36 protein-coding genes and 4 pseudogenes are annotated in these 26,184 nt (G+C 67.3%); 30 read left to right on the plus strand and 10 right to left on the minus strand.

The window, feature by feature from the left end; translation table 11 throughout:
* Window positions 1–139 precede the first annotated feature (139 nt).
* Window positions 140–1,135 (minus strand): stage II sporulation protein M, encoded by a 996-nt coding sequence (locus O159_RS10125; protein WP_021755717.1) that lies wholly within the window; start codon window positions 1,133–1,135, stop codon window positions 140–142.
* 17 nt (window positions 1,136–1,152) lie between these two features.
* Between O159_RS10125 and O159_RS10130 the strand changes: the two genes are divergently transcribed.
* Complete coding sequence (locus O159_RS10130) at window positions 1,153–2,034, plus strand: RDD family protein (protein ID WP_021755718.1); 882 nt, start codon at window positions 1,153–1,155, stop codon at window positions 2,032–2,034.
* 5 nt (window positions 2,035–2,039) lie between these two features.
* Here O159_RS10130 and O159_RS16890 read toward each other — a convergent pair whose 3' ends face one another.
* The gene (locus tag O159_RS16890; protein ID WP_021755719.1) at window positions 2,040–2,228 is read right to left on the minus strand and encodes a GNAT family N-acetyltransferase; all 189 of its coding nucleotides are present in this window, start codon (window positions 2,226–2,228) and stop codon (window positions 2,040–2,042) included.
* On the opposite strand from O159_RS16890, the gene O159_RS16615 reads away from it, so the two are divergent.
* Window positions 2,140–2,598: a hypothetical protein gene (locus O159_RS16615; protein WP_330216820.1), complete on the plus strand. Its 459-nt coding sequence runs from the start codon at window positions 2,140–2,142 to the stop codon at window positions 2,596–2,598. The genes O159_RS16890 and O159_RS16615 overlap by 89 nt on opposite strands.
* Here the strand turns inward: O159_RS16615 and ahcY are convergent.
* The 3 genes from ahcY to O159_RS14160 form a co-directional block, all read right to left on the minus strand.
* Window positions 2,592–4,073 (minus strand): adenosylhomocysteinase, encoded by a 1,482-nt coding sequence (ahcY, locus tag O159_RS10140; protein ID WP_021755721.1) that lies wholly within the window; start codon window positions 4,071–4,073, stop codon window positions 2,592–2,594. The two genes, O159_RS16615 and ahcY, sit on opposite strands and share 7 nt — an antisense overlap.
* A gap of 77 nt (window positions 4,074–4,150) precedes the next feature.
* On the minus strand, window positions 4,151–5,578 hold the full coding sequence (locus O159_RS10145) for a phosphomannomutase/phosphoglucomutase (RefSeq protein ID WP_021755722.1): 1,428 nt from the start codon (window positions 5,576–5,578) through the stop codon (window positions 4,151–4,153).
* Between the two features lie 25 nt (window positions 5,579–5,603).
* The gene (locus O159_RS14160) at window positions 5,604–5,816 is read right to left on the minus strand and encodes a DUF3499 family protein (protein WP_021755724.1); all 213 of its coding nucleotides are present in this window, start codon (window positions 5,814–5,816) and stop codon (window positions 5,604–5,606) included.
* A 41-nt stretch (window positions 5,817–5,857) separates the two neighbouring features.
* On the opposite strand from O159_RS14160, the gene O159_RS10150 reads away from it, so the two are divergent.
* The 7 genes and pseudogenes from O159_RS10150 (at window position 5,858) to pstB (ending at window position 12,351) form a co-directional block, all read left to right on the plus strand.
* The gene (locus O159_RS10150; RefSeq protein ID WP_021755726.1) at window positions 5,858–6,307 is read left to right on the plus strand and encodes a metallopeptidase family protein; all 450 of its coding nucleotides are present in this window, start codon (window positions 5,858–5,860) and stop codon (window positions 6,305–6,307) included.
* A 126-nt stretch (window positions 6,308–6,433) separates the two neighbouring features.
* Window positions 6,434–7,027: pseudogene (locus O159_RS10155) on the plus strand (helix-turn-helix domain-containing protein); the annotation flags it as partial.
* 193 nt (window positions 7,028–7,220) lie between these two features.
* Window positions 7,221–8,159, plus strand: a pseudogene (locus O159_RS10160) (NUDIX hydrolase).
* A gap of 134 nt (window positions 8,160–8,293) precedes the next feature.
* Complete coding sequence (gene pstS / locus O159_RS10165) at window positions 8,294–9,391, plus strand: phosphate ABC transporter substrate-binding protein PstS (protein ID WP_043993692.1); 1,098 nt, start codon at window positions 8,294–8,296, stop codon at window positions 9,389–9,391.
* A gap of 96 nt (window positions 9,392–9,487) precedes the next feature.
* Window positions 9,488–10,435, plus strand: coding sequence for a phosphate ABC transporter permease subunit PstC (pstC, locus tag O159_RS10170; protein WP_021755731.1), 948 nt, complete (start codon window positions 9,488–9,490; stop codon window positions 10,433–10,435).
* Entirely contained in the window at window positions 10,435–11,529 is a 1,095-nt protein-coding gene (gene pstA / locus O159_RS10175) for a phosphate ABC transporter permease PstA (protein WP_021755732.1), read from the plus strand. The genes pstC and pstA overlap by 1 nt, the downstream gene beginning before the upstream one ends.
* Window positions 11,530–11,571: 42 nt before the next feature.
* Window positions 11,572–12,351 carry a phosphate ABC transporter ATP-binding protein PstB gene (gene pstB / locus O159_RS10180; RefSeq protein ID WP_021755733.1) on the plus strand — a complete coding sequence of 260 codons (780 nt, stop codon included), beginning with the start codon at window positions 11,572–11,574 and terminating at the stop codon, window positions 12,349–12,351.
* Between the two features lie 48 nt (window positions 12,352–12,399).
* Here the strand turns inward: pstB and O159_RS10185 are convergent.
* The 4 genes and pseudogenes from O159_RS10185 to O159_RS14780 form a co-directional block, all read right to left on the minus strand.
* Window positions 12,400–13,100: pseudogene (locus O159_RS10185) on the minus strand (anti-sigma factor).
* Window positions 13,097–13,686: pseudogene (gene sigK / locus O159_RS10190) on the minus strand (ECF RNA polymerase sigma factor SigK). The pseudogenes O159_RS10185 and sigK overlap by 4 nt, the downstream one beginning before the upstream one ends.
* A 150-nt stretch (window positions 13,687–13,836) precedes the next feature.
* Window positions 13,837–14,466, minus strand: a complete 630-nt coding sequence (locus tag O159_RS10195; RefSeq protein WP_021755735.1) for a hypothetical protein — start codon at window positions 14,464–14,466, stop codon at window positions 13,837–13,839.
* A gap of 91 nt (window positions 14,467–14,557) precedes the next feature.
* On the minus strand, window positions 14,558–14,863 hold the full coding sequence (locus O159_RS14780) for a hypothetical protein (protein WP_021755736.1): 306 nt from the start codon (window positions 14,861–14,863) through the stop codon (window positions 14,558–14,560).
* Window positions 14,864–14,995: 132 nt separating this feature from the next.
* Between O159_RS14780 and O159_RS10205 the strand changes: the two genes are divergently transcribed.
* The 3 genes from O159_RS10205 (at window position 14,996) to O159_RS13370 (ending at window position 16,068) form a co-directional block, all read left to right on the plus strand.
* Window positions 14,996–15,217: a helix-turn-helix domain-containing protein gene (locus tag O159_RS10205; protein WP_169725687.1), complete on the plus strand. Its 222-nt coding sequence runs from the start codon at window positions 14,996–14,998 to the stop codon at window positions 15,215–15,217.
* Window positions 15,218–15,285: 68 nt separating this feature from the next.
* On the plus strand, window positions 15,286–15,864 hold the full coding sequence (locus O159_RS10210; RefSeq protein WP_052323531.1) for a BRO family protein: 579 nt from the start codon (window positions 15,286–15,288) through the stop codon (window positions 15,862–15,864).
* On the plus strand, window positions 15,865–16,068 hold the full coding sequence (locus tag O159_RS13370) for a phage antirepressor KilAC domain-containing protein (RefSeq protein ID WP_052323532.1): 204 nt from the start codon (window positions 15,865–15,867) through the stop codon (window positions 16,066–16,068).
* Between the two features lie 166 nt (window positions 16,069–16,234).
* Here O159_RS13370 and O159_RS10215 read toward each other — a convergent pair whose 3' ends face one another.
* Window positions 16,235–16,588 carry a DUF7882 family protein gene (locus O159_RS10215; protein WP_021755738.1) on the minus strand — a complete coding sequence of 118 codons (354 nt, stop codon included), beginning with the start codon at window positions 16,586–16,588 and terminating at the stop codon, window positions 16,235–16,237.
* 376 nt (window positions 16,589–16,964) lie between these two features.
* On the opposite strand from O159_RS10215, the gene O159_RS15055 reads away from it, so the two are divergent.
* The 18 genes from O159_RS15055 to O159_RS10300 all read left to right on the plus strand — a co-directional run bounded on the left by O159_RS15055 (window position 16,965) and on the right by O159_RS10300 (window position 26,126).
* The gene (locus tag O159_RS15055; protein ID WP_021755180.1) at window positions 16,965–17,156 is read left to right on the plus strand and encodes a hypothetical protein; all 192 of its coding nucleotides are present in this window, start codon (window positions 16,965–16,967) and stop codon (window positions 17,154–17,156) included.
* Window positions 17,157–17,256: 100 nt separating this feature from the next.
* The gene (locus tag O159_RS10225; RefSeq protein WP_144267594.1) at window positions 17,257–17,538 is read left to right on the plus strand and encodes a hypothetical protein; all 282 of its coding nucleotides are present in this window, start codon (window positions 17,257–17,259) and stop codon (window positions 17,536–17,538) included.
* A complete protein-coding gene (locus O159_RS10230) occupies window positions 17,535–17,810 on the plus strand; it encodes a hypothetical protein (protein WP_021755182.1) in 276 nt (91 codons plus the stop codon). Before O159_RS10225 ends, O159_RS10230 begins: the two co-directional genes overlap by 4 nt.
* Window positions 17,811–18,083: 273 nt before the next feature.
* Window positions 18,084–18,683: a PDDEXK family nuclease gene (locus O159_RS13375; protein WP_021755183.1), complete on the plus strand. Its 600-nt coding sequence runs from the start codon at window positions 18,084–18,086 to the stop codon at window positions 18,681–18,683.
* Entirely contained in the window at window positions 18,680–19,561 is an 882-nt protein-coding gene (locus O159_RS10240; protein ID WP_021755184.1) for a hypothetical protein, read from the plus strand. Before O159_RS13375 ends, O159_RS10240 begins: the two co-directional genes overlap by 4 nt.
* Window positions 19,558–19,947, plus strand: coding sequence for a hypothetical protein (locus tag O159_RS10245; RefSeq protein WP_021755185.1), 390 nt, complete (start codon window positions 19,558–19,560; stop codon window positions 19,945–19,947). Before O159_RS10240 ends, O159_RS10245 begins: the two co-directional genes overlap by 4 nt.
* A 25-nt stretch (window positions 19,948–19,972) precedes the next feature.
* On the plus strand, window positions 19,973–20,419 hold the full coding sequence (locus tag O159_RS10250) for a hypothetical protein (protein WP_021755186.1): 447 nt from the start codon (window positions 19,973–19,975) through the stop codon (window positions 20,417–20,419).
* Entirely contained in the window at window positions 20,416–20,739 is a 324-nt protein-coding gene (locus O159_RS10255; protein WP_021755187.1) for a hypothetical protein, read from the plus strand. Before O159_RS10250 ends, O159_RS10255 begins: the two co-directional genes overlap by 4 nt.
* The gene (locus tag O159_RS10260) at window positions 20,736–21,152 is read left to right on the plus strand and encodes a hypothetical protein (RefSeq protein WP_021755188.1); all 417 of its coding nucleotides are present in this window, start codon (window positions 20,736–20,738) and stop codon (window positions 21,150–21,152) included. Before O159_RS10255 ends, O159_RS10260 begins: the two co-directional genes overlap by 4 nt.
* Complete coding sequence (locus tag O159_RS13380) at window positions 21,152–21,922, plus strand: hypothetical protein (protein ID WP_021755189.1); 771 nt, start codon at window positions 21,152–21,154, stop codon at window positions 21,920–21,922. Before O159_RS10260 ends, O159_RS13380 begins: the two co-directional genes overlap by 1 nt.
* A complete protein-coding gene (locus O159_RS10270) occupies window positions 21,919–22,287 on the plus strand; it encodes a hypothetical protein (RefSeq protein WP_021755190.1) in 369 nt (122 codons plus the stop codon). Before O159_RS13380 ends, O159_RS10270 begins: the two co-directional genes overlap by 4 nt.
* The gene (locus O159_RS14620) at window positions 22,284–22,619 is read left to right on the plus strand and encodes a hypothetical protein (RefSeq protein WP_021755191.1); all 336 of its coding nucleotides are present in this window, start codon (window positions 22,284–22,286) and stop codon (window positions 22,617–22,619) included. Before O159_RS10270 ends, O159_RS14620 begins: the two co-directional genes overlap by 4 nt.
* Window positions 22,620–22,630: 11 nt before the next feature.
* Entirely contained in the window at window positions 22,631–23,059 is a 429-nt protein-coding gene (locus O159_RS10280; protein WP_021755193.1) for a hypothetical protein, read from the plus strand.
* A 52-nt stretch (window positions 23,060–23,111) separates the two neighbouring features.
* On the plus strand, window positions 23,112–23,777 hold the full coding sequence (locus O159_RS10285) for a hypothetical protein (protein ID WP_021755195.1): 666 nt from the start codon (window positions 23,112–23,114) through the stop codon (window positions 23,775–23,777).
* A gap of 11 nt (window positions 23,778–23,788) precedes the next feature.
* Window positions 23,789–24,037, plus strand: coding sequence for a hypothetical protein (locus tag O159_RS10290; RefSeq protein ID WP_021755197.1), 249 nt, complete (start codon window positions 23,789–23,791; stop codon window positions 24,035–24,037).
* Between the two features lie 131 nt (window positions 24,038–24,168).
* Entirely contained in the window at window positions 24,169–24,363 is a 195-nt protein-coding gene (locus O159_RS10295) for a hypothetical protein (protein ID WP_021755198.1), read from the plus strand.
* A gap of 807 nt (window positions 24,364–25,170) precedes the next feature.
* Complete coding sequence (locus O159_RS16895; RefSeq protein WP_407929749.1) at window positions 25,171–25,359, plus strand: HNH endonuclease; 189 nt, start codon at window positions 25,171–25,173, stop codon at window positions 25,357–25,359.
* Between the two features lie 227 nt (window positions 25,360–25,586).
* Entirely contained in the window at window positions 25,587–26,126 is a 540-nt protein-coding gene (locus tag O159_RS10300) for a hypothetical protein (protein WP_021755199.1), read from the plus strand.
* Window positions 26,127–26,184: the final 58 nt, after the last annotated feature.

The following is a 26,184-nucleotide window of genomic DNA, read 5'->3' on the forward strand; positions in this document are numbered from 1 at the left end:
AGGAGGAGATCGCAGCCGGGAACGGGCGGAACGCAGGAAACGGAGGAGAAAACGGGTGGCAGGGGCCGGATCTCCTCCGCTTCCGACGGGGACGGGGACGGCTGAAAGAGGGGCGGACGGAGGGAGGGGCAAGCCGAGTTCAGGCGGCGACGACCCGGCGGGCTCCCGCCTCGTCCTCGGCGAGATCGCCGGTCTCCCCCGCGCGCACCGCGCGACGGCCCACGACCAGCAGGTAGAAGAGGAAAGCCGCGAAGGCCAGCGCACCGATCGCGATCTTCGCCCAGACCGGCAGCGCCGACGGTGTGACGAAGCCCTCGATGAGGCCAGACAGGAACAGGCTCAGCGCGCAGCCGACCGCGACCGTGAACAGCGCGCGGCCGTCCTCGGCGAGCGCCTGCCCGCGGGTGCGGGCGCCGGGCGCGATCCACGCCCAGAAGATCCGCAAACCGGCCGCCGCGGCGACGAACACGCTCGTCAGCTCCAGCAGGCCGTGGGGCAGGATGTAGGCGAAGATGACGTCGCCCTGGCCGTAGGCGAACATCACCCCGGCCGCGGTCCCCACCCCGACCGCGTTCTGGATCAGGACGTACGGCACCCAGAGACCGGTGATCCCGAACGCGATGCACTGGGCCGCGATCCACGCGTTGTTCGTCCAGACCTGGCCGGCGAAGGACGCGGCGGGGTTGTCCGAGTAGTAGCCGACGAACGAGCGATCCGCGTACTGCTGAAGATCGGCGTCGCTGCCGAGGTTCCGCAGCACCTGCGGGTCACCGGCGACCCACACCGCGTAGAGTGTGGCGACGACGATCGTCGCGAGGGCGACGGCGAGCACGACCCAGCGGATGCGGTAGAGCGCGGCCGGAAGCCGCAGGACGAAGAATCGCGGAATCTGGGAGAGCACATTCGCCCCCGCGCCCGTGAACCGCAGCCGGGCCGTCGCCAGCGTCAGCGAGAGACGGTCGCCGACCGTCGTGGACCCGGCGCTCGTCTGGATCGCCGACAGATCGGCCGCCGCCGACTGGTACAGGTCGATGAGTTCGTCGGCGTCCGCGCCGTCGAGTCGTCGCCGCTTCGCCAGCTCGGCGAGCCGGTCCCAGTCGGCGCTGCGCGCGGCCGTGTATGCGTCGAGATCCATCTGATTGAATGATAGCCATGACGGCAGCGGTGGAGGGGCCGCCGCAGGGCGCGGCCGAACCGGTGACCGGACGGGCCCTGGTGACCGGCGAGGCCGTGACGCTGGACGTGCGGCCGGCCGGGTACATCCTGCGTGCGGCGGGAACGATCATTGACGCGGCGCTGTCCCTCCTCGTGATGCTCGCCAGAACCGGAGGCTGGCTCGACCGCGCGGCCGTCCAGGCGCTGGTGGTGCTGATCCTGGTGTTCGGGATGGTGGTGCTGCCGATGGGCGTCGAACTGCTCACTCGCGGCAAATCCCTGGGCAGACTGGCAGTGGGCGCGCGCATTATGCGCGACGACGGCGGCGCGATCGGGTTCCGGCACGCGTTCGTCCGGGCTCTCGTCGGCGTGCTGGAGATCTTTCTGACCGTCGGCGGCATCGCGGCGCTGACCGGCCTCCTGAACCCGCGCTCCCAGCGCCTCGGCGATCTGCTCGCGGGCACCCATAGCCAGCTGGAGCGAATTCCCCGGCCGCACCCGCTCCTGCTCCCGCTGGCGCCTCAGCTGACGCTCTGGGCGCAGACAGCGGATGTGGGGCGGCTGCCGGATCGGCTCTCCTGGCGCATCGCGCAGTTCCTTCGGCAGGCGCCCCAGCTGACCCCGGCCGCACGCCTCGGGCTCAGCACCGAACTCGCCCGCGAAGCGTCGGTGTTCGTGTCGCCGTTGCCTCCGGTCGACGCGGAGACCTTTCTCGTCGCGGTCGCGTCGCTGCGGCGGAATCGGGAGGCCGCGGCCCTCTCCGGTGAGAGCCAGCGGATCGCCGCCCTCGCCCCGGTGCTGTCCGGCCTGCCGCACAGCTTCCCGGACCGGCGGAGCGGGAGCGACCGGGTGCAGCGCCACGTCGAGCGGGGCAGGTGAGCGCCTCAGCTGTGCAGGAGCCGCTGGAACAGCACATGATCCTGCCAGCGCCCCGCGATCTTCAGATATGCCGGGGCGACGCCGATGCGCTCGAAGCCGGCCCGCGTGAGCACCGACTGGGAGGCGTGGTTCGCCAGCAGAGTGGACGCTTGGAGGCGGTGCAGACCGTACTCGTCCCGCGCCGCTGCGATCACGGCGGCGAGCGCTTCGGAGAGCTGGGCCGCGGCCGGTGTGGGCGCGGTCGAGCCAGTAGCCGACCGTCGCGCTCTGAAAGGCTGCGCGGACGAGGCTGCTGAGATCGATGCCGCCGGCGATGTCGCCGCCGTCCACGAGGACCAGCGGGAGGGCGCTGCCGCCGTCGCGCAGGGCCAGCAGTTCCCGTGTGTGGGCGAGCTGGCCCTCCGCCGTGAAGAAGTCCTCCGTGCGCGTGGGGTCCCACGGCGCGAGGTGAGCGCGGTTGCGGATGTGGGCGGCCGCGAGGGCGGGCGCGTCGTCCTCTCTGCGCACGCGCAGGAGGAGGTCGCCCGGCAGCGGACGGTCAGCGAATTCGAGGGTCATCAGTAGCGGTAATGGTCGACCTTGTAGGGACCCTCGACCGGGACGCCGATGTACGCGGCCTGCTCACCGGTCAGCGTGGTCAGCTCGACGCCGAGGGCGGAGAGATGGAGACGCGCGACCTTCTCGTCGAGGTGTTTGGGGAGGACATGCACACCGATCGGGTATCTCTCCGGGGAGACGAAGAGCTCGAGCTGGGCGAGCACCTGGTTGGCGAAGGAGGTGCTCATCACGAAGCTCGGGTGGCCGGTGGCGTTGCCGAGGTTCATGAGCAGGCCCTCGGAGAGGACGAGAACGCTGCGGCCGTTCGGCAGCCGCCACTCGTGGACCTGCGGTTTGATCTCGATGCGCTCGGCGCCGGGGAGCGCCTCGAGTGCGGCCAGGTCGATCTCGTTGTCGAAGTGGCCGACGTTCGCCACCACCGCCTGGTGCTTCATCGCGAGGAGGTGGTCAAGCGTCACCACACCGACGTTTCCCGTGCCGGTGATCAGGATGTCGACCTGGTCGATCACGGATTCGAGCCGTGCCACCTGGTAGCCGTCCATCGCTGCCTGCAGCGCGTTGATGGGGTCGATCTCGCTCACGATCACGCGCGCGCCCTGTCCCCGGAGCGCCTCTGCGGCACCCTTGCCGACATCCCCGTAGCCGGCGACGAACGCGACCTTGCCGCCGATGAGCACGTCGGTCGCGCGGTTGAGGCCGTCCGGCAGCGAGTGGCGGATGCCGTACTTGTTGTCGAACTTGCTCTTGGTGACCGAGTCGTTGACATTGATCGCTGGGAACAGCAGCTCGCTGTTCCTGGCCAGTTCGCACAGGCGGTGGACGCCGGTCGTCGTCTCCTCGGTGACGCCGAGGAGACCGGCGGCGACCCGCGTCCAGCGGTCGGGCGAGGCGGCGAGGGAGGAGCGCAGCGCGGCCAGGACGACGCGGTGCTCCTGGCTGTCGCCGGGCGCGTCCGCCGGAACCGCGCCAGCGCGCTCGAACTCGCGGCCCTTGTGGACGAGAAGAGTGGCATCGCCGCCGTCGTCGAGGATGAGGGTGGGTCCCGTCCACGCGGCGCCGGCCTCGGCCGCCTCCGCCGTCCAGTCGAAGATCTGCTGGGCACACCACCAGTAGTCCTCGAGCGTCTCGCCCTTCCAGGCGAACACCGGGACTCCGGCCGGCGCCTCCGGAGTTCCCTCCGGGCCGACCGCGACGGCCGCCGCTGCCTCGTCCTGGGTGGAGAAGATGTTGCAGCTCGCCCAGCGCACCTGCGCGCCGAGAGCGACCAGCGTCTCGATGAGCACAGCCGTCTGCACCGTCATGTGGAGGGACCCGGCGATACGCGCGCCCGCGAGCGGCTGAGAGGGACCGAACTCCTCACGCAGAGCCATCAGGCCGGGCATCTCGTTCTCGGCGAGGCGGATCTGGTGGCGGCCCGCCTCCGCGAGAGAGAGATCGGCGACCCTGAATGGCAGAGCGGTGTCGGTGGGGAGAAAGGCCATGCCGTCATTCTCGCACGCGCGCCGGAGGGTGGAAGAAACACGAAACGACCCTGCGACCGAGAGCTCCGAAAGCCGCCTCAGGCCCGGATGAGCGCGAGGACCTCATCGCGGAGACGAGCCATCGTCGCCACGTCCGCCGCCTCCACGTTGAGCCGCAGAAGCGGCTCCGTGTTGGACGCCCGCACCGAGAACCACCAGAACGGATCGGCTTCGGCTGTCAGCCCGGTGACGGTCAGCCCGTCCAGCTCGTCGAACTCCGCGCGTCCGGTGAAGGCCTCCACGATGCGCGCGTAGGCGGCGGGGACGTCCGCCACGGTGGAGTTGATCTCCCCGGACAGGGCATACGGCGTGTACCGGGCGGAGAGCTCGGAGAGCGGTCGGTCCTGCGAGCCGAATTCGGCGAGCATGTGCATCGCCGCCAGCATCCCGTTGTCGGCGCCCCAGAAGTCGCGGAAGTAGTAATGGGCCGAGTGTTCGCCGCCGAAGACCGCGCCGGTCTCGCGCATCGCGTCCTTGATGAGGGAGTGGCCCACCCGCGTGCGGTAGGGGATCGCTCCGGCCGCTTCGATCGTCTCCGGAACGATATTCGAGGTGATGAGGTTGTGGATGACCGTGATCTCCGCCTCCGGGTCGTCGCGGCGCGCCCGCTGGATCTCGCGCAGGGCGACGATAGCCGCGACCGCGGAGGGGGTCACGGCCGCTCCGGTCTCGTCCACCACGAAACAGCGGTCGGCATCGCCGTCGAAGGCGAGGCCCAGATCGGCCCCGTGTTCGACGACGACGGCCTGGAGATCGACCAGGTTGGCCGGCTCCAGCGGATTGGCCTCGTGGTTCGGGAAAGCGCCGTCGAGCTCGAAGTACATCGGGACGATCTCGATCGGGAGCGCCGGGAGACCGGCCGCTTCGCCGAGCACGGCGGGCACGGTCAGACCGCCCATCCCATTGCCCGCGTCCACGACGACCGTGATCGGCCGGACGCCGGAGAGATCGACCAGCTCGCGCAGAGAGGCCGCGTAGTCGGCCAGCACATCCTGCTCGCGGTAAGAGCCCGGGGTCGCGACCGGCTCGATCCCACCGGCCAGATAGGCCGCAGCGCGGTCGCGGACGGCGGCCAGCCCGGTGTCCCGGCTGATGCCCTGGGCGCCCGCCCGGGAGAGCTTGATCCCGTTGTAGGCGGCCGGGTTGTGGCTCGCGGTGAACATCGCCGCAGGCGCATTCAGCGCGCCGGACGCGAAATACGATTCGTCGGTCGAGCAGAGTCCGATCGCGACCACATCGGCGCCGCGGGCCTGTGCGCCCCGGGCGAAGGCCGCGGCGAAACCGGGGGACGAGTCCCGCATGTCGTGGCCGACGACGACCGGGCCGCCGGCGGCCCCGATCTCGTCGACGAAGCCCGCCGCGATGGCGGTCACGACCTCCTCGGTCAGCGCACGGCCGACGAGGCCGCGGACGTCGTAGGCCCCGACGATCTGGGCCAGGAGGAGGGAAGGATCGGTCTTGCTCACCCGACCAACCTAGCCGACCGGTCCGTCATCTCCGCTCGCCGAAAACCTCATGCCGAACGATCTGCCAGCCTTTCGGTGCGGAGAGCCGCTCCGCGTGAATGGCGCAGAGGTCGTACGTGTGCGGCTCGGAGGACAGGCTGAGGGGCCCGAGCACGGCCATCGAGTCCGCGTAGACGTAGGTGAGCGTCGCAACGGCCTCGCGCGGGCACGCGACGCGGGAGCAAGGCCGACTCGACACCCGGCCAGACTACCGCCGCCGCACCGACGTAGGATGGCGACATGCCCCGCAACCGCCGCGCCAACGCCAGCAGCACGCCCCCGGCGACGAGCCGGTGGCGAAGCCGGCACGGTCGTGGCGCTCGCGGGCCGGTGACGGGTCCGCATCTGCCGATGCTGTCGAACCGCATCGACTCCTTCGATATGACCGTGGCCTCCACCGCCGACTACCTCAAGGGCGTCTGGCCGGAGGAGCTGGCCGGCGTGTGCTTCGAGGTCGCGGCAACCCCGACCGGGAACCCCGGCGAAGACGGCGTCGATCGCTGGCATGTGGATGGCTCCCGCCGCCGCATCGTTCTGTACCGGGTGCCGATCCAGCGGCTGACCAAGCTCCACCGCAACGACGATCTGCACCGCCGGATGTACATCGAGGGATGCGTCTTCCGCGCCGTGGCCGAACTGCTCGGCAAGGACCCGTGGGACCTCGCCCCGGATCGCTTCCGGCACTTCTGAGCGGCGGGCCCTAGGTGTGCTGCTCAGGGACGTTGGTTGAGGTGTGACGCGATAGATGGGTGAGGACCTCCCGGTCGAGAGTGGGGCTGTCTAGTTTCCCTGCACTCGATGACTTAGGAGGTCCTCGTGACCCACGCTAATGCTGCTTTGACTCCTCGCGAATGCCTCCGCCTGGCCCGCCAAGTCGTCGACGACGGCTGGTCCGTTGCTGCGGCGGCGACCTACTTCCGAGTGTCCTGACGCACCGCGGACCGATGGGCTCGTCGTTACGTGGAGATGGGCGAGGCGGGAATGCTGGACCGTTCGTCACGGCCGCATCACAGCCCGAACAAGACCCCGCGAAGACTGGTCCGCAAGGTCGTGCATCTGCGGTGGAAGAAGCGGCTGGGACCAGTCGGTATCGGCGCCCAGCTCGGCATGCCCGCCTCGACCGTTCACACGGTCCTCTCCCGGTGCCGGATCAATCGGCCCAGCCACGTCGACGTCCGCACCGGCGAACCCGCCCGCCGCTACGAGCACGAGCATCCCGGATCGATGATCCACGTCGACATCAAGAAACTCGGCAACATCCCCGACGGTGGCGGCTGGCGCTACGTCGGACGTCTCCAGGGAGAGCGGAACAAGGCCATCACCGCGAAGCGGACCGGGAAACACGGGATCACCGGCGACATGATCACCGGCACAGCGTTCGTTCATACCGTCATCGACGATCACTCCCGGCCCATATCGCCGAGCTCGATCGCCTCTTCGATCTGGCTTTCGACCCCGGAACGGCGAGCTGGGCACTCGCGCAGGACGGCGTCTGGACACGGAATCACCTCGACAGCGCCGGCAAGCCGCTGACCGATCTGCAGAATAAGCTCATGCAGCAGATCAATCACCGGCCCCGCAGATCCCGCACAGGAACCAGGCGGTGAGCTCCGCCATCTCTGCGGCGGGCGCCCTCTGCTGGCGCGTCGTGAACGACAGGATCGTCGTGCTCGTCGTACACCGCACGAAGTACGGCGATATCACCATCCCCAAGGGAAAGGTCGATCCGGGCGAGACGCTGCCGCAGACCGCGGTCCGCGAGATCCTCGAGGAGACCGGTCTCGCCATCGCGCTGGGCGTCCCCCTCGGCGTCTCCGCGTACCCGCTGCGCTCCGGCCGCGAGAAGATCGTCCGCTACTGGTCTGCCGAGGTCTCCGACGGCGCGATCGAACGGTCGAGCTTCGTGCCCAACTCCGAGATCACGGCCATCGAGTGGGTCAGCCTCAAGAAGGCCCGCGGCTACCTCACCTACGAGCGGGACGTCGAGATCCTCGACGCCTTCGAGGACCTCGTCCACCAGGGAGTCACCTCCACGTTCGCGCTGATCGCGCTCCGCCACGGCAAAGCGTAGCCCCGTTCCCACTGGGACGGCCCAGACGCGACCCGGCCCCTGACCGACCGCGGCGTCAAGCAGTCCGCCGGGGATGTCCCCACCCTCCGTGCGTGGCGTCCGAAGCGCATCGTCAGCAGCGACGCGGTCCGCTGCGTGGCGACGGTCGCCCCGCTCGCCGCCGCGACCGGAATCGTCACGCGCCGCGACCACGGCATCAGCCAGGACGCGCACGAAGAGGGCCGCGGGGATGTCCGGGCCATCGTCGGCAAGCGCATCCGTGCCCGCAAGACCGCGGTTCTGTGCAGCCACGGCCCGGTCCTGCCCGAGATCCTCCGCGAGATCGCGCTGGCCACTGGCACCATGCCGGGCGCTTATCTGAACGACGCAGCCGACCTCGACACCGGCGGCTTCTCGGTCGTACACCTCTCGGCCACGAACCCGGCCTCGGGCATCGTGTCGATCGAGACTTACGCGCCGCCAGTGGGATGAGCGCCCAAGACAACACGCCTCGTTAACCTTCCGTTTACCGCTGCGGGGGACGCTGGTCAGACACCGGGCATAGCGTCGCACGAGGGTCGCACCGGCCCCGTCCTGTTGTTACTGATCCCCCGGAAGGGACAACTGTGAAACTGAAGCGACTTGGCGTTCCCGTGGCCCTCCTGGCCGCGGCCGCTCTTTCCCTTACCGCCTGCGCAGCCAACGAAGCCAGCGCCCCGGCGAGCACCTCGGCGAAGCCGTCGAATCTCTCCGGCACCCTCAACGGCATCGGCTCTTCCGCCCAGGGAGCCGCCCAGACCGTCTGGATCGCCGGCTTCCAGCAGGCCAACCCGAAGGCGACCGTCAACTACGACCCGCAGGGCTCCGGCGCCGGTCGCAAGAGCTTCATCGCGGGCGCAGCCGACTTCGCCGGCTCCGACGCCGCACTCAACGCCACCGAGCTCGCGTCCACATTCGCGGGCTGCGCAGCGGGCAGCAAGACCATCGACCTGCCGGTCTACATCTCCCCGATCGCGATCGCGTACAACCTCGACGGCGTGAAGGACCTCAAGCTCGACGCCGCCACCATCGCGGGCATCTTCTCGGGCAAGATCACCACCTGGGACGACGCGAAGATCAAGGGGCTGAACGCGGACGCCTCCCTCCCGTCCGCCCCGATCACCGTCGTACACCGTTCCGACGACTCGGGCACCACGCAGAACTTCACCGACTACCTCGCGGCGAACGCGCCCGAGGTGTGGACCGCTCCCGCGTCGCAGACGTTCCCGTTCCAGATCGGCGACGCGGCGAAGGGCACCTCGGGCGTCGCAGACACCACGAAGAACGCCAAGAACTCGATCACCTACATCGACGAGTCGGGCTCGGCCGGCCTGTCCATCGCACAGCTGAAGGTCGGCGACGGCTTCGAGAAGATCAGCGCCGATGGCGCGGCCGCTGTGGTCGCCGCCTCCCCGATCGCCGATGGCCGCGGCAGCAACGACGACCTCGCCGTCAAGATCAACCGCAAGGACACCGCCAAGGGGGCCTGGCCGCTGGTCCTCGTCTCGTACGTCATCGCCTGCCAGGAGTACAAGGACTCCGCAAAGGCCGATCTGGTGAAGGGCTACGTCGACTACCTGGTCTCCGGCGACGCCCAGAAGGCCGCCGCAAAGCAGGCCGGCTCGGCTCCGCTCGCGAGCGATCTCTCCGACAAGGTCTCCAAGGCCGTCGCCAGCATCAAGTAGCGCCCCGGCCGCTCGGCCTGGCCGGTTTCACGGTTCAGGCCGAGCGGTTCCCCACCTCGCCCGAAGAGCGCACCGCCCGCACAGAGAAAGCCACGAATGACCGCCGGAATCACAGGAGTCATCAGACCGAAGGCGAAGGTCCGCCTCGGCGACCGGGTCTTCTCCACGAGCACCATCGTCGCGGGATCGCTGATCCTCGCCATGCTCGCCGCCGTGGCCCTCTTCCTCCTCCTCCAGAGCGTCCCGGCGCTGTTCGCCGGGGCGGGCGAGCTGCCCAACAACGCGACCTCCTTCTGGTCGTGGGTGTGGCCGCTGGTGTTCGGCACGATCTGGGCCGCGCTCATCGCGCTCCTCATCGCGACGCCGCTCTCCCTCGGCATCGCGCTCTTCATCTCGCACTACGCGCCGCGCCGTGTCGCGCAGACGCTCGGCTACATCATCGACCTGCTCGCCGCCGTTCCCTCGGTCGTCTTCGGTCTGTGGGGCATCGCGACGCTCGCCTCCTTCGTCCAGCCCTTCTACCTGTGGCTCGGCGCCAACCTGGGCTGGATACCCTTCTTCGCGCCGCCGGTCTCCGGCACCGGCCGGACCATCCTGACGGCCGCGATCGTGCTCGCTGTCATGGTCCTCCCGATCATGACGGCGATCTGTCGCGAGATCTTCCTGCAGACGCCGCGCCTGCACGAAGAAGCCGCGCTCGCGCTCGGGGCGACCAAGTGGGAGATGGTCAAGATGGCCGTCCTCCCCTTCGCCCGCAGTGGGATCGTCTCCGCGATCATGCTGGGCCTCGGCCGCGCGCTCGGCGAAACGCTGGCGATCGCGATGGTGCTCTCGCCCGCGCTGGTCGTGAAGTTCGCCGTGCTGCAAGCGCAGAGCCCGAACACGATCGCCGCGAACATCGCGCTGCAATTCCCCGAGGCCACCGGCGGCGGCGTGAACGCGCTCATCGCCTCCGGTCTCGTGCTGTTCATCGTGACGCTCCTGATCAACGTGCTCGCCCGGTACATCGTCAGCCGCCGCAAGGCCTTCTCGGGAGCGAACTGATGGCCACCGCCACCGCATCCGCCGCACCGCGGCCCCTCGCGAACGCCTACACCGCCGGAAAACTGCCTCCGTGGGCGCCCTGGACCATGCTGACCGTCTCCTGGGCCGTCTTCAGCGCGGTCTTCGCCATCCTGGCTGCCAGCGGCGCGACCAAGGACTTCAACATCGCGGGCGCCGTCTTCTTCGGGACCGTGCTGTTCGATGTCGCGATCTACACCACCTCGCTCCTGGTCGAGGGCTCGCGCAAAGCGAAGGACCGTCTGGTGACCTCGCTCGTCGCCACCGCGTTCATCATCGCGCTGCTGCCGCTGATCTCGCTGGGCTGGACAGTCATCGCCCAGGGCCTCGCACGCTTCGACCCCGCTTTCTTCTCGGAGTCGATGCGCAATGTCATCGGCGCGGGCGGTGGCGCGCTGCACGCCATCGTCGGCACGCTGCTGATCACCCTCATGGCGGCGCTCATCTCCGTGCCGATCGGACTGCTCACCTCGATCTACCTGGTGGAGTACGGGCGGGGGACGCTGGCGCGCGGCATCACCTTCTTCGTGGATGTCATGACCGGCATCCCCTCGATCGTCGCCGGCCTCTTCGCCTACGCGCTCTTCGCCCTGATCTTCGGCCCCGCCATCCGCAACGGCTTCATCGGATCGGTCGCCCTGTCCGTGCTGATGATCCCGGTCGTCGTCCGGTCGAGCGAGGAGATCCTGCGGATCGTCCCGAACGAACTGCGCGAGGCCTCCCTCGCCCTCGGCGTCCCGAAATGGCTGACCGTCCTGAAGGTCGTGCTGCCCACCTCGCTCGCCGGTCTGGTGACCGGCGTCATGCTGGCCGTTGCCCGCGTCATCGGCGAGACCGCGCCGCTGCTGATCGTCGCCGGCTTCACCACCAGCACGAACTACGACCTGTTCAACGACCGGATGATGACACTGCCGGTGTTCGTGTACACGCAGTACACGCAGGCAGCCGGTCTGAACGCCCAGGACTCGATCGACCGGGCCTGGGCCGGCGCGCTCGCCCTGATCCTCATCGTCATGCTCCTGAACCTCGCCGGCCGCGTCGTGGCCAAGGCCTTCGCCCCCAAGTACGGTCGCTGACCGCCCCGCCCCCACGTTCCCGAACACCAGGCAAGGAATCACGTGTCCAAGCGCATCGAAGTCAACGACCTCAACGTCTACTACGGCAAATTCCACGCTGTGGAAGATGTGTCGCTCACCATCGAGCCCCGGACCGTCACCGCGTTCATCGGCCCGTCGGGATGCGGCAAGTCGACATTCCTCCGCACGCTGAACCGCATGCACGAGGTCATCCCCGGCGCTTATGTCGAGGGCGAGGTCCTCATCGACGGCAACAACCTGTACGGCGCGGGCGTCGACCCGGTGCTCGTCCGCCGCCAAGTGGGCATGGTCTTCCAGCGCCCGAACCCGTTCCCGACCATGAGCATCCGCGACAATGTGCTCGCCGGCGTCAAGCTCAACAACCACCGGATATCGAAGACGGACGCGGACGACCTGGTCGAGGGCTCGCTGCGGGGTGCCAACCTCTGGAATGAGGTGAAGGACCGGCTGAACCTCCCGGGTTCGGGCCTGTCCGGCGGCCAGCAGCAGCGACTGTGCATCGCGCGCGCCATCGCGGTCTCCCCCGATGTTCTGCTGATGGACGAACCCTGCTCCGCCCTCGACCCGATCTCGACCCTCGCCATCGAGGACCTCATCGAGGAGCTCAAGAACGACTACACGATCGTCATCGTCACCCACAACATGCAGCAGGCCTCGCGCGTCTCCGACCGCACGGCATTCTTCACCATCGCGGGGACGGGCAAGCCGGGCAAGCTCATCGAGTACAACGACACGAACATCATCTTCTCGAACCCGAGTGTGCAGGCGACCGAGGATTACGTTTCCGGACGCTTCGGCTGATCGGCGCCGACAGGAGGGAAGCCCCGCGAGCCGCGGGGGCCTGCTGGTTCAGGAAGCGATGTCCACGATCGGCGTCGTCGTCGGCTGGTTCGAACCGCCCTGAGGCTCCACGGTGACGCCGACGGCGTCGCCCGCCGCCATCTCGCCCGTCAGAACGCGCCAGGCGGTGCTCTCGCCGTCGACATCCGTCATGGTGCCGGCCGGGATGGCCGTAGTTCATACACCTTGTCGTCGGCCAGCTTCGGCAGCCCCTTCGTCACGAGTGCGGACTGTCGCAGCTGCACCGACCAGACGAGCGTCGCGGTGCCGCCGCCCACGACCTCAGAACTCTGGAACCGCACATCCGGCGCCGCGTTGATCTCGACGAGCGCCGACGCCTGCTGCTGATCCGGAGCGGCGCCCGCCAGAACGCTGCCGAAGAAAGACCCGCCGATGAAGAGCAGGACGGCGGCGGCAGCGGCGGACAGGACAGCGCCCGGACGCTGGAACCAGCGCAGGCGGGCCCGTTCCGCGGCCGGACGCGAAGGAGAGACGGGCTCCGGGGAAGCCCCGGCCACGACCGGCGGCAGCTGGGGGAGGCCGTCCAGCCGCGCGAAGATCGCCGCCTTCACCTCCGGCCGCGGTTCGACGGGTGCGGCGATCATCCCGAGCTGGGCAGCCACGGCCTCGAAGTCGTGCGCCTCGCGCGCGTCGCGGGCGCCCAGCTCCGCCCCGAGGCGGGGGCGTCCGCCCCGCTCGTCGTCGGTCATGGTGTCACCCCCAGCTCATCTCGCAGCCGTATCATCGCATCGCGCAGCCGAGTTTTCGCTGTGCCCAGGGGATTCCGAGGCGTTCTGCGACCTCGCTCTGCGTCAGGCCCGCGAAGTAGGCGAGCATCACAGCTTCACGCTGTGCCTCACTCAGCACGCTCATCGCCGCCTCCGCCCGTTCGTGTTCCACGCGCACCTCGACGGCCTCGGCGACCTGATCGTAGGCTGTCGGGAGATCACGAATGCCGACGGCGGTGTCCCGGTCGCGCGCCGCCTGCGACGCGCGAATCCGGTCCACCGCGCGACGGTGGGCCATCGTGAGCAGCCAGGTGAGCGCTCGTCCTCTATTCGGATCGAAGCGCGCAGCGGATTGCCACACCTCGAGGGAAACCTCTTGGGCGACCTCTTCGGCCTGAGCGGCGTTGACGAGCAGGCGCCGGATGAGACCGAACACCCGCGGCGCGGTGCCGTCGTACAACGCCGAGAACGCCTGCCGGTCGCCGAGAGCCGTTGCGGCGAGAAGCTCATCGAGTTCACCCGCTGGGGCGTCGTCCACATCGTCTCCGCTCGTCCAGTCAGACGTCATCGAGTCTAGACACAAAGAGCCGGACCGCAGAACGCCTCTCGGCGCGAGGCCGCTCGGAGCGGCGAATTGTGGAGCCCGGGGTTACTACGGTCCGGCCTCGTCAGTGTACAGGAGCGCTCGACGGCGCAGAGTGCGCGCGGAGAACAGCGCTCAGTCGAGCGAATCGGAGCGCCACAGCCGGGCGCAGACCGTCAGCTCCTCGGCGGTGCTGGTGAACCGGAGCGCCCGGGTCGTCAGCTCACTCGCCCGGGCGGGGTCCACAGCGTCGCGGTCGTCCGCGATGTCCAGGCATCCCGCCGCCGTCACGCGGCAGAACGCCGCCGACCGGTCCAGGGCCACCGCGAAGTCGCCCTCGAACACCCCGCGCAGAATGCGGTCGGCCAGTTCGGTCACCTCCGCTGGTCCGGCCGGGATGGGCGCCCCCGCGACAACCGAATCGATCGACCCGAGCACCTCCGTCCCGCGCTGGTACAGCACCGCGGTGCCCTGCGCATCCTGACGGATCAGCAACCGCAGCAGGGAGATGCGCCACAGCGCCCCGGGCAGGCTCTTCGGATTCGACCGCGACCACAGCTCGGCGATCGCCTCGATCCCGTGCTCGTCCGTGAACGCGACCAGCCGGCCGACCACGGCCGGATCGGGATCGGCGCGCACGCGCGCGAGCAGCGCCTGCGCTGTCTCGTGGGCGACACGATTGATACGGGCCGGGTCGTCCCCGCCCAGGAACGCGTCGAACGTCCCTCCCGGGAACAGGGCCGGCTTGTGATGTCGGTCGGGCATCTATCTATTGTCCCCCCGTCCAGGAGCGGGGGGAATCCACGATAGGTTAACAGGCAAGGGCCTCTAGCTCAGTCGGTAGAGCATCGGACTTTTAATCCAAGGGCCGAACCTTCGCTCCTCCCAGAGCAAGCTCACCGCCATCCAGCGTCGTCGGACGCATCAGTGCGGCGTAGAGAGCCGACGAGTCCATCTTCAGCAGTCGAGCAAACATCTCGACGTCGGAAACACTCAGCTCGGCGGCACCGCTCAATCGTCGATTGACGTACATCGGCGTTAGCCCAAGCGTCATCGCCGCTTTCCGGCCGCTCCATCTCTCCTCGGCGAGGATGCCGCGGAGGTTCTTCGCGGCACGCAGGGCAGTTGCGTTGGTCTCTTCGGGTTTCTCTGCCTTCAACATGAAACCGATTGTATCTATTTGCGTGGATAAGTGCAACGCAAAGCGTTACTAAGGCCGGATGACGTATCGGGTTGGCGCGACACACAGTGGACTGCGCTTGCAGTTTCGCGTCTTGCGTTACATAATGTCCGAATGACAACCAATCGCACCATAGACGTGGCAGCGAAGGTTCGCGGCATCGCAGCCGAGAAGCGCGTGAAACAGGGCGATCTTGCCGTCGCCCTGAATGTCTCCCGCATGGCAATTGTGCGCCGATTCAACGGGTCGGTTCCCTTCACCGATCGCGAACTTATCGCCCTCTCGGAGAGGCTCGACGTCCCTGTCGGTGCGTTCTTCGGCGAGGTCGCCGCCTGACGTCTATCTCAAGTCCGCATAGCAGAGACGCCCCGGTGGCACCCGGGGCGTCTCAGGAAGGAATCGCAATGAGTTCCACGGAGATTATACCGTTCACCTTCGAGGAGGTGAACGTCCGTACCGTCCTCGTCGACGGTGAGCCCTGGTTCATCCTCCGGGATGTGTTGAGTGTCCTCGGCCTGTCGAACCCGACCGAGGCTGTCCACTCGCTCGATGAAGACGAGTTCAGTACTACTGAACTCAGCCTCGACGGACAATGCCGCAGCTACTACATCGTCAACGAGCCGGGTTTGTACTCACTGATTCTTCGAAGCCGGAAGACCGAAGCTCGCGCGTTCAAACGCTGGGTGACGCATGAGGTGCTCCCGCAGATCCGTCGGACGGGTTCATACGGGACTCCGGCCGATGATCTCGCTTTGCCGGGTAACTATGTGGAGGCGTTGGAGGCTCTGCTGGTGAGGGAGAAGGCCAACCTTGAGTTGGAGCGTGAGAACGCGGGTTTGGTTCCGCGGGCGACCGCGTGGGATGCGATCGTCTCGGCGGTGGGTGACTACAGCAGCGTGGGGGATGCGGCGAAGATCCTGTCCCGGGCGGGGGTTCCCACCGGCCCGCAACGCTTGTTCGCCCAGTTGGAAGACATCCGGTGAGTGTATCGCGGTGGGGACGGGAAGTGGCGCGCCTACGCGGAACGTGTGGAGAAAGGCTACCTGGCGGAGAAGGCCCAGTTCCACCACCACCCCGCAACCGGGGAACTGGTGTTGGACGCCCCGCAGGTGCGGGTCACCGTGAAAGGCGTGAACAAACTGCGGCAACGTCTCCATGTTGGGGCGCTCACGGCGGTGACCGCATGAACGGGCACAGACTCCCGCCGGGTGTCAATGATGACACCCGTGTGGGGGAACCAGCAGGCCGGGGTGAGTCCCCTCGTCCCCGGCCTGCTGGTCTTCGACTGCCGGAGGACGGCGTTGATCGGAGAGCCTCGTGAGTTATGTGGCTGACGTGTACGGCGACAACAGGTTACTCAAGAGCGGAGTCGCCCTCGTCAATCCAGCGCTTGAGGAGACTCACCGTGTCCTCATCGGGGTGGATGACGAGACGATCCGCGCCTTCGACCAGAAGCAGCATCTTCCACTCCTCAAAAAGCGCATTGTTTGCGTCAACGTGGTCGAGGGTGTCGAACTCGACGGAGATCGACATGCTGGGATCGATCCAGATCGCGTCGTGGCCAACAACGTTGTCGTCAGAACCGCGGCGCTCGAGCCAGAACCCCTGCCCCATCTTCTGCTGGGTGACGATGATCTGCTGAATGGTGGCGATGATCTCGTCGCTGTAGGTGATGTCGGGGACGCCGGGGTAACGGATGACACCCATGAAAGTTCCTCTCGTGTTCGCGCGTCGGAGGTTGCGACTCCTGACGCATCTGGTCGAACTCTAGGGGACACGACAGGTCGGGGTCTCTCTCGTCCCCGGCCTGCTGGTCTTCCGATGCCGATCAATGGTGACGGCATCGCCCGCGCCCGGAAAGCGGCGGACGGAGACCAACTGTGATCGATCTGCGAGCCCCTGTAACGGTGCCGGAGTGTGACCCGGTGGTGATGGTGGCCTCGTGTCGGTGGTGCGGTTTCGATGGGGAGGTCACCGCGACCGTTCTGGGCGTGGAGCGGGGGTGGTCGGCTTGCACGGTCACCTATGGGTTCACCTGCCCGAACGGGTGTGTCAACGAGATCCGCGACGACGGGGGTGGACGGTGAACCGGTGGACCGTGTTCGTGACCGGTGTTTTCCTCACCGCCGTGGTCCTGGCTTTCACTGCCGCGGTGGCGGGCCTGACCCTGCTGCGCCTGCTGGGCACCGTGATCGCGATCGGCGTGTTCACTGCCGCGTGCTGGGCGTATGAGGCCCACACGGGAACACGAGAGAGGAGGGAAACCGATGAGTAGCCCAGATGACTATGACGGCAGATACAGCTTTTTCACGGGCGGGGACGCGGTACAGCGCTGGTTCTCTGATGTGGCTGTTGATCTGCGTTCCTTAGCGGATGTGATCGAGAGGATCAGCGGGTATGACGATGACGCCACCCGCACCCGCCGTTACGCCGATATCAGCGTTGATCTCGCGGCAGACACCTGTGGCACCCTCCCGCTCCTTGTCGATCACCTGTACCGACTCCGCGATGCCCTCTACCGGGACGCGCCGTTGAAGGAGTCCGAGGTCACCGCGGCCGGCGGGGTCTTCGACCTCGCCTTCGGCGGGCGGAATGAGCGTGTTCGCGCTGGACGCATAACACCCACACCCGTGAACTCAGAGAAGGAAAACCCATGATCACGAAATACCTGACCCGGAATAAGAGGATCAACACTCGTGACCACGACATCGTGGTCACGGTCAACTGTCGCACGGACTCCTTCGGGCACACATTCCACACCATCGACCTGGCCTTCGACGAGGAGCTGAGCGTCGGCTATGTCTCCCGGGTCCTGGCTGAACTCGCCGCCCGCCTGTTGGACACCACGGACACAATCCCGCCCGGCCACACGGCCTTCTGTCATGCGCCTGCCGCCCACACCCGTGAATCAGAGAAGGAGCCGGGATGATCGTGTTCGCGTGTGTGGTCGGGTGGGGTATCGCTGTGGTGTGGGGTGCCGCCGTGGTGTGGGACTGGTTCAGCGGTCGCGGGGTGGGCTGATGGACGATGTGATGCGGACGGTTGTGGGCATTGTCTATGGGCCACGGTTCACCGGCCGTGACCTTCCACCACGACCCGGCGGCCGTAACGACAGTGTGGCTGCTGCTGGTGGTGATCATCGCCGTGACCAGTGGGATGTCGACAACCTCGTCCGCGGGGACGGGATGCCGGAGGGCGCGGCGTGACTTACTTCGATCGTATCCTCGACGATGGCACGATGCGCGAGCGGTGGCAGGAGGCGCGCTGGCCGGTGGTTGGCGCGTCCGATGCCGCGAAGCTGTCGAAAGCGTCCTCGCTCCCGTCCTACCTGCGGGGCAAGCTTTCCCGGACGGGCTTCCATGGCAACGACTACACCGCCTCCGGCCACCGGTGGGAGCCGATGATGCTCGCCTGGGCCGGTATCCCGCAGAACGTCGCGCTCGTCCACGCACCCGACGAGCCCGGGTTCGCTGCGACGCCGGACGGGATCCTTGAGCTGCCAGGCGGGCGGCTACGGCTGGCGGAGTGTAAGGCGAAGCACGGGCGGATCGTGAACGGTCCGACGCTGCCCGAGTGGCGGCAGCTCGCGTGGCAGTTCCTCGTGTTTCCCGAGGCCGAGGAGATCGAGTTCGTCTGGGCCGAGATCGTGGGCGGTGAGCTGCGCACGGCCGAGCCGAAGCACCTGACGATCCCGCGGGACCACCCGAAGATCACGGACCTGACCGCCCATCTCCTCCCTATCGCGACCGAGCTGCTGGCGCAGCTGCGCATCGCGCTCGACTTCGAAAGGCAGCTCGCATGACCAGCACCGCTCTCAAGCCGTATGACTCGGCGTCGCTTCCCGAGCGGCAGCAGTACGCGCAGACCCTCGCAACGGGCGGTGACCTGATCCCGAGGGGTCTGTGGGCGCAGGTTCGCCAGCCCGACGGCTCGGTGACCCAGGCGCCGTCGCCGGGGAAGGTGCTCCTGGTGATGGAGACCGGCGCGATGCTCGGCCTCCACCCGGTGGCAGCACTGCAGGGCGTCCACATCATTGAGGGGAAGGCGACGCTCTCACCGGCGCTGATGAGCGCGGTCGTGCGCAAGGCCGGCCACCGCCTCCGGGTGCGGACGAGTGGGAGCATCGCGGGCGGAGACTTCGCCGCGACCGCATCGCTCACACGCTCCGACGACCCCGACTTCACCTACGAGGCCACCTGGACGACTGAGCGCGCGACCCGCGCCGGCCTGATGGGCAAGGACGTGTGGAAGAAGTACGCGGAGGCGATGTGCAAGGCCCGTGCGATCTCGGAGGTGTGCCGCGAGGGCGCGGAGGACGCACTCATGGGCGTGCATTACACCCCGGAGGAGCTCGACACCCCCGTGACCCAGAACGGTGAGGCCGACGTGATCGAGGGCGTACTGGAGCCGACCGAGGACTGGGCGGCGATGATCAAGGACGCGCAGACGAAGGAAGCCGTCGAGGAGATCGTCGCGAGGGCGAAAGCCGTGGGCGAGTTCACCGACCCGGTGCGGACCCTGGCGCTCGCCCGGTACGGCGCGATCGGCCGCGCCGAGGAGAAGACCGTCGAAGCTGAGCCCGTAGCGAACGAGGGCGAGGAGGTCTCTGAGGAAGAGTACCTGCGTCGCGAGGCAGCAGAGTACGAGGCGGCGGTTGCGCGCGGTGAGGTGCAGCCGTGACCGAGCTTGTGCATGCCACGACCGGCGAGCTGATCGACTACCAGCCGGTCTCGCCGATGGAGATCGAGTTCATCATCCGCGAGATCGGCGAACGGTTGGAGACGGCAGTACCGGTCCTCAAGCAGATGTGGCGCGACCGCTACGAAGCCGAACGGGAACTGATCAAAGCGCGCGCGACCGCGATGCTCAACTCCAAGGCCGACTCCGTGACAGAGAAGCGCGCCGAGGCTGACCTTGCCGCCCTGCCGCACCGGTTGGAGTTCGACCTCAAGAAAGAGGCTCTCCACGCGGCCGAGGAGTTGCAGAAGGCTCTCACGGCGAAGCTCTACGGCTACCTCAACCTCAACAAGGCGCTCGCGTCGTCGTACAACGCGACCGGCCGCTGAAAACCCACCCAGAGAAGGGAACACCGTGTCCGATTACCTTGGCACCCTGGACGGTGCGGTCGCCGATCAGGTCCAGACTGAGGATCTCCGCGAGCTGCCACAGCCGCGTCGCACCCACCGTTCGGCGAGGAAAGCCGGAACCGCGTTCGAGTCATCCGTCGCCGCGTATCTCGCCGCCGAGCTCGACGACGACCGGATCGAACGGCGCGCGAAGAACGGTGTCAAAGACCGCGGCGACATCACCGGGGTGAAGACGATCCGCGGCGGGCGGGTCGTGATCGAGTGCAAAAACGTGGCCACCCTCGCCCTGCCCGCCTGGCTGCGGGAGGCCGAGACCGAGGCCGGCAACGACGACGCTGTAATCGGGGTTGTCGTCCACAAACGCCGCGGCGTCGCCGACCCAGCCGAGCAGTTCGTGACCATGACCCTGAACACCCTCGCCCGTCTCCTGAACGGCGGGGCCGAACTATGAGCCCCGACACGATTCCCGTCCTCATCGACATCACGGGCAACGAGATCCACATCCTTGAGCTGATCAATACCCCCGTCGGCCTCGCACTCAACGACCGCGGCGTCTACTCGCTGCTCGGCACCGTCCGTGAGGCACAGATCGCCGGGGCGCGCGAGGGGTCGCTGATCAACAGCTGGCGGTGGGACTCCGAAGGCTACTCGGGTGAAGCGAAGACGAAAGCCGCCGCCATCGCCGCGATGCTCACCGACACCGGCTATGTCCAAGCGACCCTGACCGACACGATCCCCGACCTCCTCGACCACTGGGATGGTGCCGGATGATCCCCGCGACGGTGAAGAAGGCGGTCCTGACCCGCGACGGTGGTGTATGCGTTCTGGCGTCGTTCGGGTGTCTCGGTGAGGCGACGGCGTGCGATCACCGCATCGGGCGTGGGATGGGCGGTGGCCGCGGGTTGGATGTGCCGGTGAACCTGGTGGCCGCGTGTGTGCTGTGCAACGGCCTGAAAGAGGACGACACCCAGTTCCAACGGGAGTGCGCACGCCGGGGTTTGAAAATCCGCCGCACCCAGACCACCACCCAAGACCTGGAGAACGCCGCGCGTATCCCCGTGCAATACCCCGACGGCACCTGGTGGACCCTCACCGGCACCACCAAGCGCCCGCTGCGAGCGGACGAAGCGAACACCCTGATTACCCGGCACGGGCTCGATCAGAACAGAAGGAAGGCGAGCTGATGGCGTGGTTCAAGGTTGATGACGGTTTCTGGTCACACCCTAAAACCCTGAGGCTGTCGACGGCGGCGGTGGCTTTGTGGGTGCGGGCCGGGTCGTGGTCTTCTCAGCAGTTGACGGACGGCGTCATTGAGCATCATGTGCTCGGAATGTTCGGTGCGACGGCTAAAGTAGCGCGGGAGCTCGTGGATGTCGGGTACTGGGAGATCGATGCTCGCGGCTATGTTTTCCACGATTGGCAGGACTATCAAGAGGAATCCGAGAAGGTCAAGGCCCGCCGAGAGGCTGCGCGTGAACGTATGCGCACTGTTCGCGCGAACAGAACCCGAACAGAACCCGAACATGCCAACGAACGTTCCGACGAACATGCGGAGAAGTTCGCGGGAAGTTCGGAAGAAGTTCGCCTAACCCCGACCCGACCCGACCCGACCTACTTAACAACACCTGACGGTGTTGTTGCCCGCACTCGTGGGACCCGCATCCCGGAGCCGTTCGTCGTGACCGGGCAGATGCGGGCCTGGGCGGCCAGCGAGGTCCCGGCGGTCGATGTGGACGCGGCGACCCGGAAGTTCGTGGATCACTGGCGGGCGAAGTCCGGCCGTGACGGGACGAAGCGGGACTGGACGGCCGCGTGGCGCAACTGGCTGAGAACCGACGCCGAACGCAAACCGCAGGCCCGACCGGACAAGGACGAGCGTGCTTTGTCCGTTATCGAGATGGGTCAACGCATGGCGGCGGCGGACGCCGGAGCGCGCCGGGAGGTGACGGCGTGAACATTGATGAGACCGCGAAGGTGTTGGCGAAGATCCAGCTCGGCGACAACCGCCAGATCACTTCGTTGGTGATCCAGGAGTGGCACGACACCATCGGGGACCTGCCCTATACGGACGCCGTGGAGGCGGTCAGGATGCACCGCCGTGACACGATCGCGTATCTGATGCCTGCCCACATTCGAGCCAACGCTCGCGTCCTCCAGCATCGACGCGAACGGGCGCAGCGTATCGCCCGCCCGGGCCTGCCCCGACCGGAGATCACCCTCGACCGGGAAACATTCGAGGCCGAGACACGGAAGTGGATCGAGCACTACCGCAGGCAGCGAGCAAACGAACCCATCGAGACGGAGGAGGCCACAGCGTGACCCAGATTGTGAAGTTCCCAGACGCCGTGTGGGGGCGGTTGGCGTCCCTGGCGGAAACGCGGGAGGTGTCCATCGCGGACCTGATCGTGGAGGCGGCGGAGCACCTGCTCGCGCAGGCTGGTAGCCGGCGGCGCGGCCGCCGGGTGTTGGACGGGGAGGACCCGGCGATCGCGGCGCGGATCCGCGACCTGGTGGAAACCCACCACACCACCGCGGGCATCGCCCGCGAGCTGGGCGTATCCGTGGACTCCGTGCGCACCGTGCTACGCCACCTTGGCATGCCCACCGACAACCGTTACCACGCCGCCCGGACACGGACCCAGGAACGATAGGAGAACACCCCATGACCGACCCCACCACCCCGACCAACCGCGCCACCCCGACCACCGTTGAGGCTCTGGCGGCGGAGCGGGACACGTACGCGCAGGCGCTCTGGGACGTGTACGGCATCCTCGGCTTCGACCGCGACGGTGACCCGACACCGGCCGCGTGCCTGACCTCCGGTGCTGAGGATTTCGCGAACTCGATGGTCGCCGCCGCCTGGGAGGCCCGCGAAAACACTGAGGAGGCTGTGCGTGAGGAGCGCCGCGACGCCCTCGAAGAGGTCCGCGCCCACCGGATCAAACACGTCTTCCAAGAACGCCCGAACGAGTACAGCTACCGGTGTTCCTGCGGATTCCTCGTCAAACACATCCCATTCGGCGGCCCAGCGGAGTGCCCGGAACTGTCCAACCTGATCCGCGGAACAACCGACGAGGAAACCCCCGCATGACAGACACCGACCCGCTCCTGGCAGCCGTCGAGGCGCTGACGAGGGAGACCCGATGACGTTGCTCTGCGTCACGAACGACATGGATGACTGGAGATCCTGCACTATCCGGGACGCCCACACCGTCCGTTGCGGGAACCCCGGCACCTGCACCGGCTGCCTGCCACGCCTGGCGCAGGTCGGGCTGCTCTGCTACCCGTGCTGGGATCGCGTGGAACACGCCTTCGCCGACTGGACCGCCGAACGCGCCCACCTGATGGGGTCGATCGACCGGGCCGTGCAACGCGACACCGGTGGCCGCACCTGCGGCCCGGAGGGATACGTCCCCATCCCCGGCACCCGCCTCGCCGTCGACGAGGTCGAGTCCTACCTCCGCTCCTCGAACGGGTTCCAGGCAGCGGAGGCGTGGGTGTCCACGGTGGCGGGCGCGGCGGACGCGGTCCGGTTCGCCGCCGCCGCCCACCGGGCGCTGCGCACCCATGAGCTCGAAGAACGCGCCCGCCCGCTACGCCGAACCCGCTGCCCCGAATGCGGGCAGCTGTCCTTCGTCCGCAACCCACCCGCCACCGCCGGTGCCCCCGTCACCGTCGTCTGCCAGAACGAAACATGCCGCACCGTCATCCGCGAAGGCGACCGCACCCCGAAGAAATTCGGTGACGAGGAGAAACTCGCCATCATCGCCCGCATCGAGAAAACCCGACCAAAGGAACGTAGCGCATGACAGGAGGACGCATGATCACGTTCGAGGACAGCGCAGACCCCAAGTACATCGATGTGGACCTAGCCGCACAGCTCGTGAACCGGAAGCAGCGCACGATCTACGAATGGATCAAGTTCGAGTCCGTCCGCACCCTCAAGCGACCGAACATGGCAGTGCTCGTACATATGGACGACATTCGCAAGATCGACGGCGAAAGGGCACACGGCAGACGCAGAAAACCCCGCCCACCATGGGAACGACTCGCCGGAAGGGATGCTTGACACTAAGCCGCACTGCCCGCAATCTCGAAGAAGAGGATGGAGAACTCCACCCAAGAAGGCCCCGCAAGCGAATCCCCGCATCGCTCGCAGGGCCTTCGTGATTCTCTGGGTCCGACTCCTGGAGGTCTCTCATGGCTGTGTCGTTGGGTCTCGGGACCGATTTCGAAGCAGAAGTCGCCACGCTGGCCGGGGTCACCAGCTACGACCCCGGCAGTCTGGAGATCACGCTCCTCAACCCGACCGGCGACACAACAATCAGGTTCACCATCGCAGTAAACGTCGACACCCCCACCCTGAAGATCATCCTCGGGAAGCACATATCATGAGCGCCATCCAGTGGTGGAACGGCGGACACGACAGCCCCCTCAGCACCATCGGCTTCGTCCCGAATGAGCACCGCCGATGAGCATGCGGGTGTGCACCGTAAGCGGATGCCCCACCATCTTCGACGCAACCGAAGGCACGCGCTGCAGCGGGCACCGCAAGCAGACAGACCGAGCACGCGGCAGTCGCAAGCAACGAGGCTACGACGCCAACCACGACCGACTCCGCCGGCAATGGGCACCACGAGTAGCAGCAGGCACCATCCGCTGCGCACGCTGCGGCCTATACATCGGCACCGGCGAACCGTGGGCACTCGACCACACCGACACGCGTGACGGCTACCTCGGCCCATCACACTCGCGCTGCAACAACAGCGCAGGAGGCAAAGCCTCACACCGATTCGCGGATTGATCCCCCGCGACAGAGAAGCCCAGCGTCCTGAGCGCTGGGCTTCTCGCGTTCCTCAGGAGAATGACATGGCACAAGATAGCCCAACCAAGACGTGCGCCCAATGCGACCGGCCAGTCCGAGCGAGGGGCCTCTGCTCAACGCACTATAACCAGACGCAGAGCAACCGACACCGCAAGACGACGGTCGCCTGCGCAGTATGCGGCAACGCGGTCGCCAGGGCCACACACAGCGACCGCGCTCACGTCTGCTCAGCACCCTGCCGCGCCGCGCTCGCAGGACGTACCAGTGGCACAGGCAAGTACGACTGGGCGCGCGACGCAGCCAACCGAGCAAGGCAAGCCGGGGCCCACATCATCGAGGTCTTCACCGATATCGAGATCCACGAGCGTTACGGATGGATGTGCTACCTGTGCGGCACAGCAGTGGACCGCAGAGTTGATCCGCTCCACCCCGACGCGCCGAGCATCGACCACATGGTGCCACTGTCCAAGGGCGGACAGCACACCCGCAGCAACGTGGCCCGTGCTCACCTGCACTGCAACAGCAGCAAGCAGGACCGACCCGCACCCATGCCGCACGCCGTGTGACTCTCACGCAAGGCAAGGCGAACACAGATTCGAAGGTCGAGTTAGCCGAGTCGAACACAGACCCAGGGGGTAGGGGTCAAGCAGCCCCCACGCCGACCCGCCGGGGAGGTCGGCCGTTGGTGCGGAGGGTTCAAAAGTTTCGCTCCACCCCCTTTTTCGAACGTTGATTCGAATGTCCGTCGGTTCTGAGCGATTCGGAACTGCAGCGCGACGCTGAGGAGAAGCACATGCCTAGTGGTGGCGCTCGTAATAGGTCCGGTCCGCAGGCTGACCTGTCGTCTGGTCGGTCTGAGCAGCGTGGAATCAAGCTGGCTGCGCTCCCCGCGGGTGGTTTCACGGGCGAGATCCCAGAGTTTCCCCTGCCGATCGCGTCGGCGATCGTGTGGACGACCGATGAGGATGGGCGCCGTGCCAAGCGTGTCGATGAGGACGCCACTGAGGAGCAGCGTTCGCGCGAGCTTGAGGTGTGGTGTGAGGCATGGCGGACTCCGCAGGCGATCGCTTGGAAGCGTGAGTCGTGGCGGTGGCCGGTCATCGGCGAGTACTGCCGCCTTAAGACGATCGTGGAGCGGGACCCTGGTGCGAACGCGACTCTCGTTGGTCAGCTCCACCGTTTCCGTGACCAGATCGGCTTGACGCCGGCCGGGATGCGCGAGAACGGGTGGGCGATCGCGGTCGACGTGGTGGCGGAGAAGCGCGAGGAGCGATCGGAGACTCCGACCGCGGCGCCGGCGCGGCGGTTGAGGGCCGTCAATGGCGGACGGTGAGTTCGTCGTCGACTTCCCTACCCTCGGTGATCTTGGTGATGCGTGGATCACGCAGCAC

Origin of the sequence: Leifsonia xyli subsp. cynodontis DSM 46306 (assembly GCF_000470775.1) — a bacterium.
Taxonomy (GTDB): domain Bacteria; phylum Actinomycetota; class Actinomycetes; order Actinomycetales; family Microbacteriaceae; genus Leifsonia; species Leifsonia cynodontis.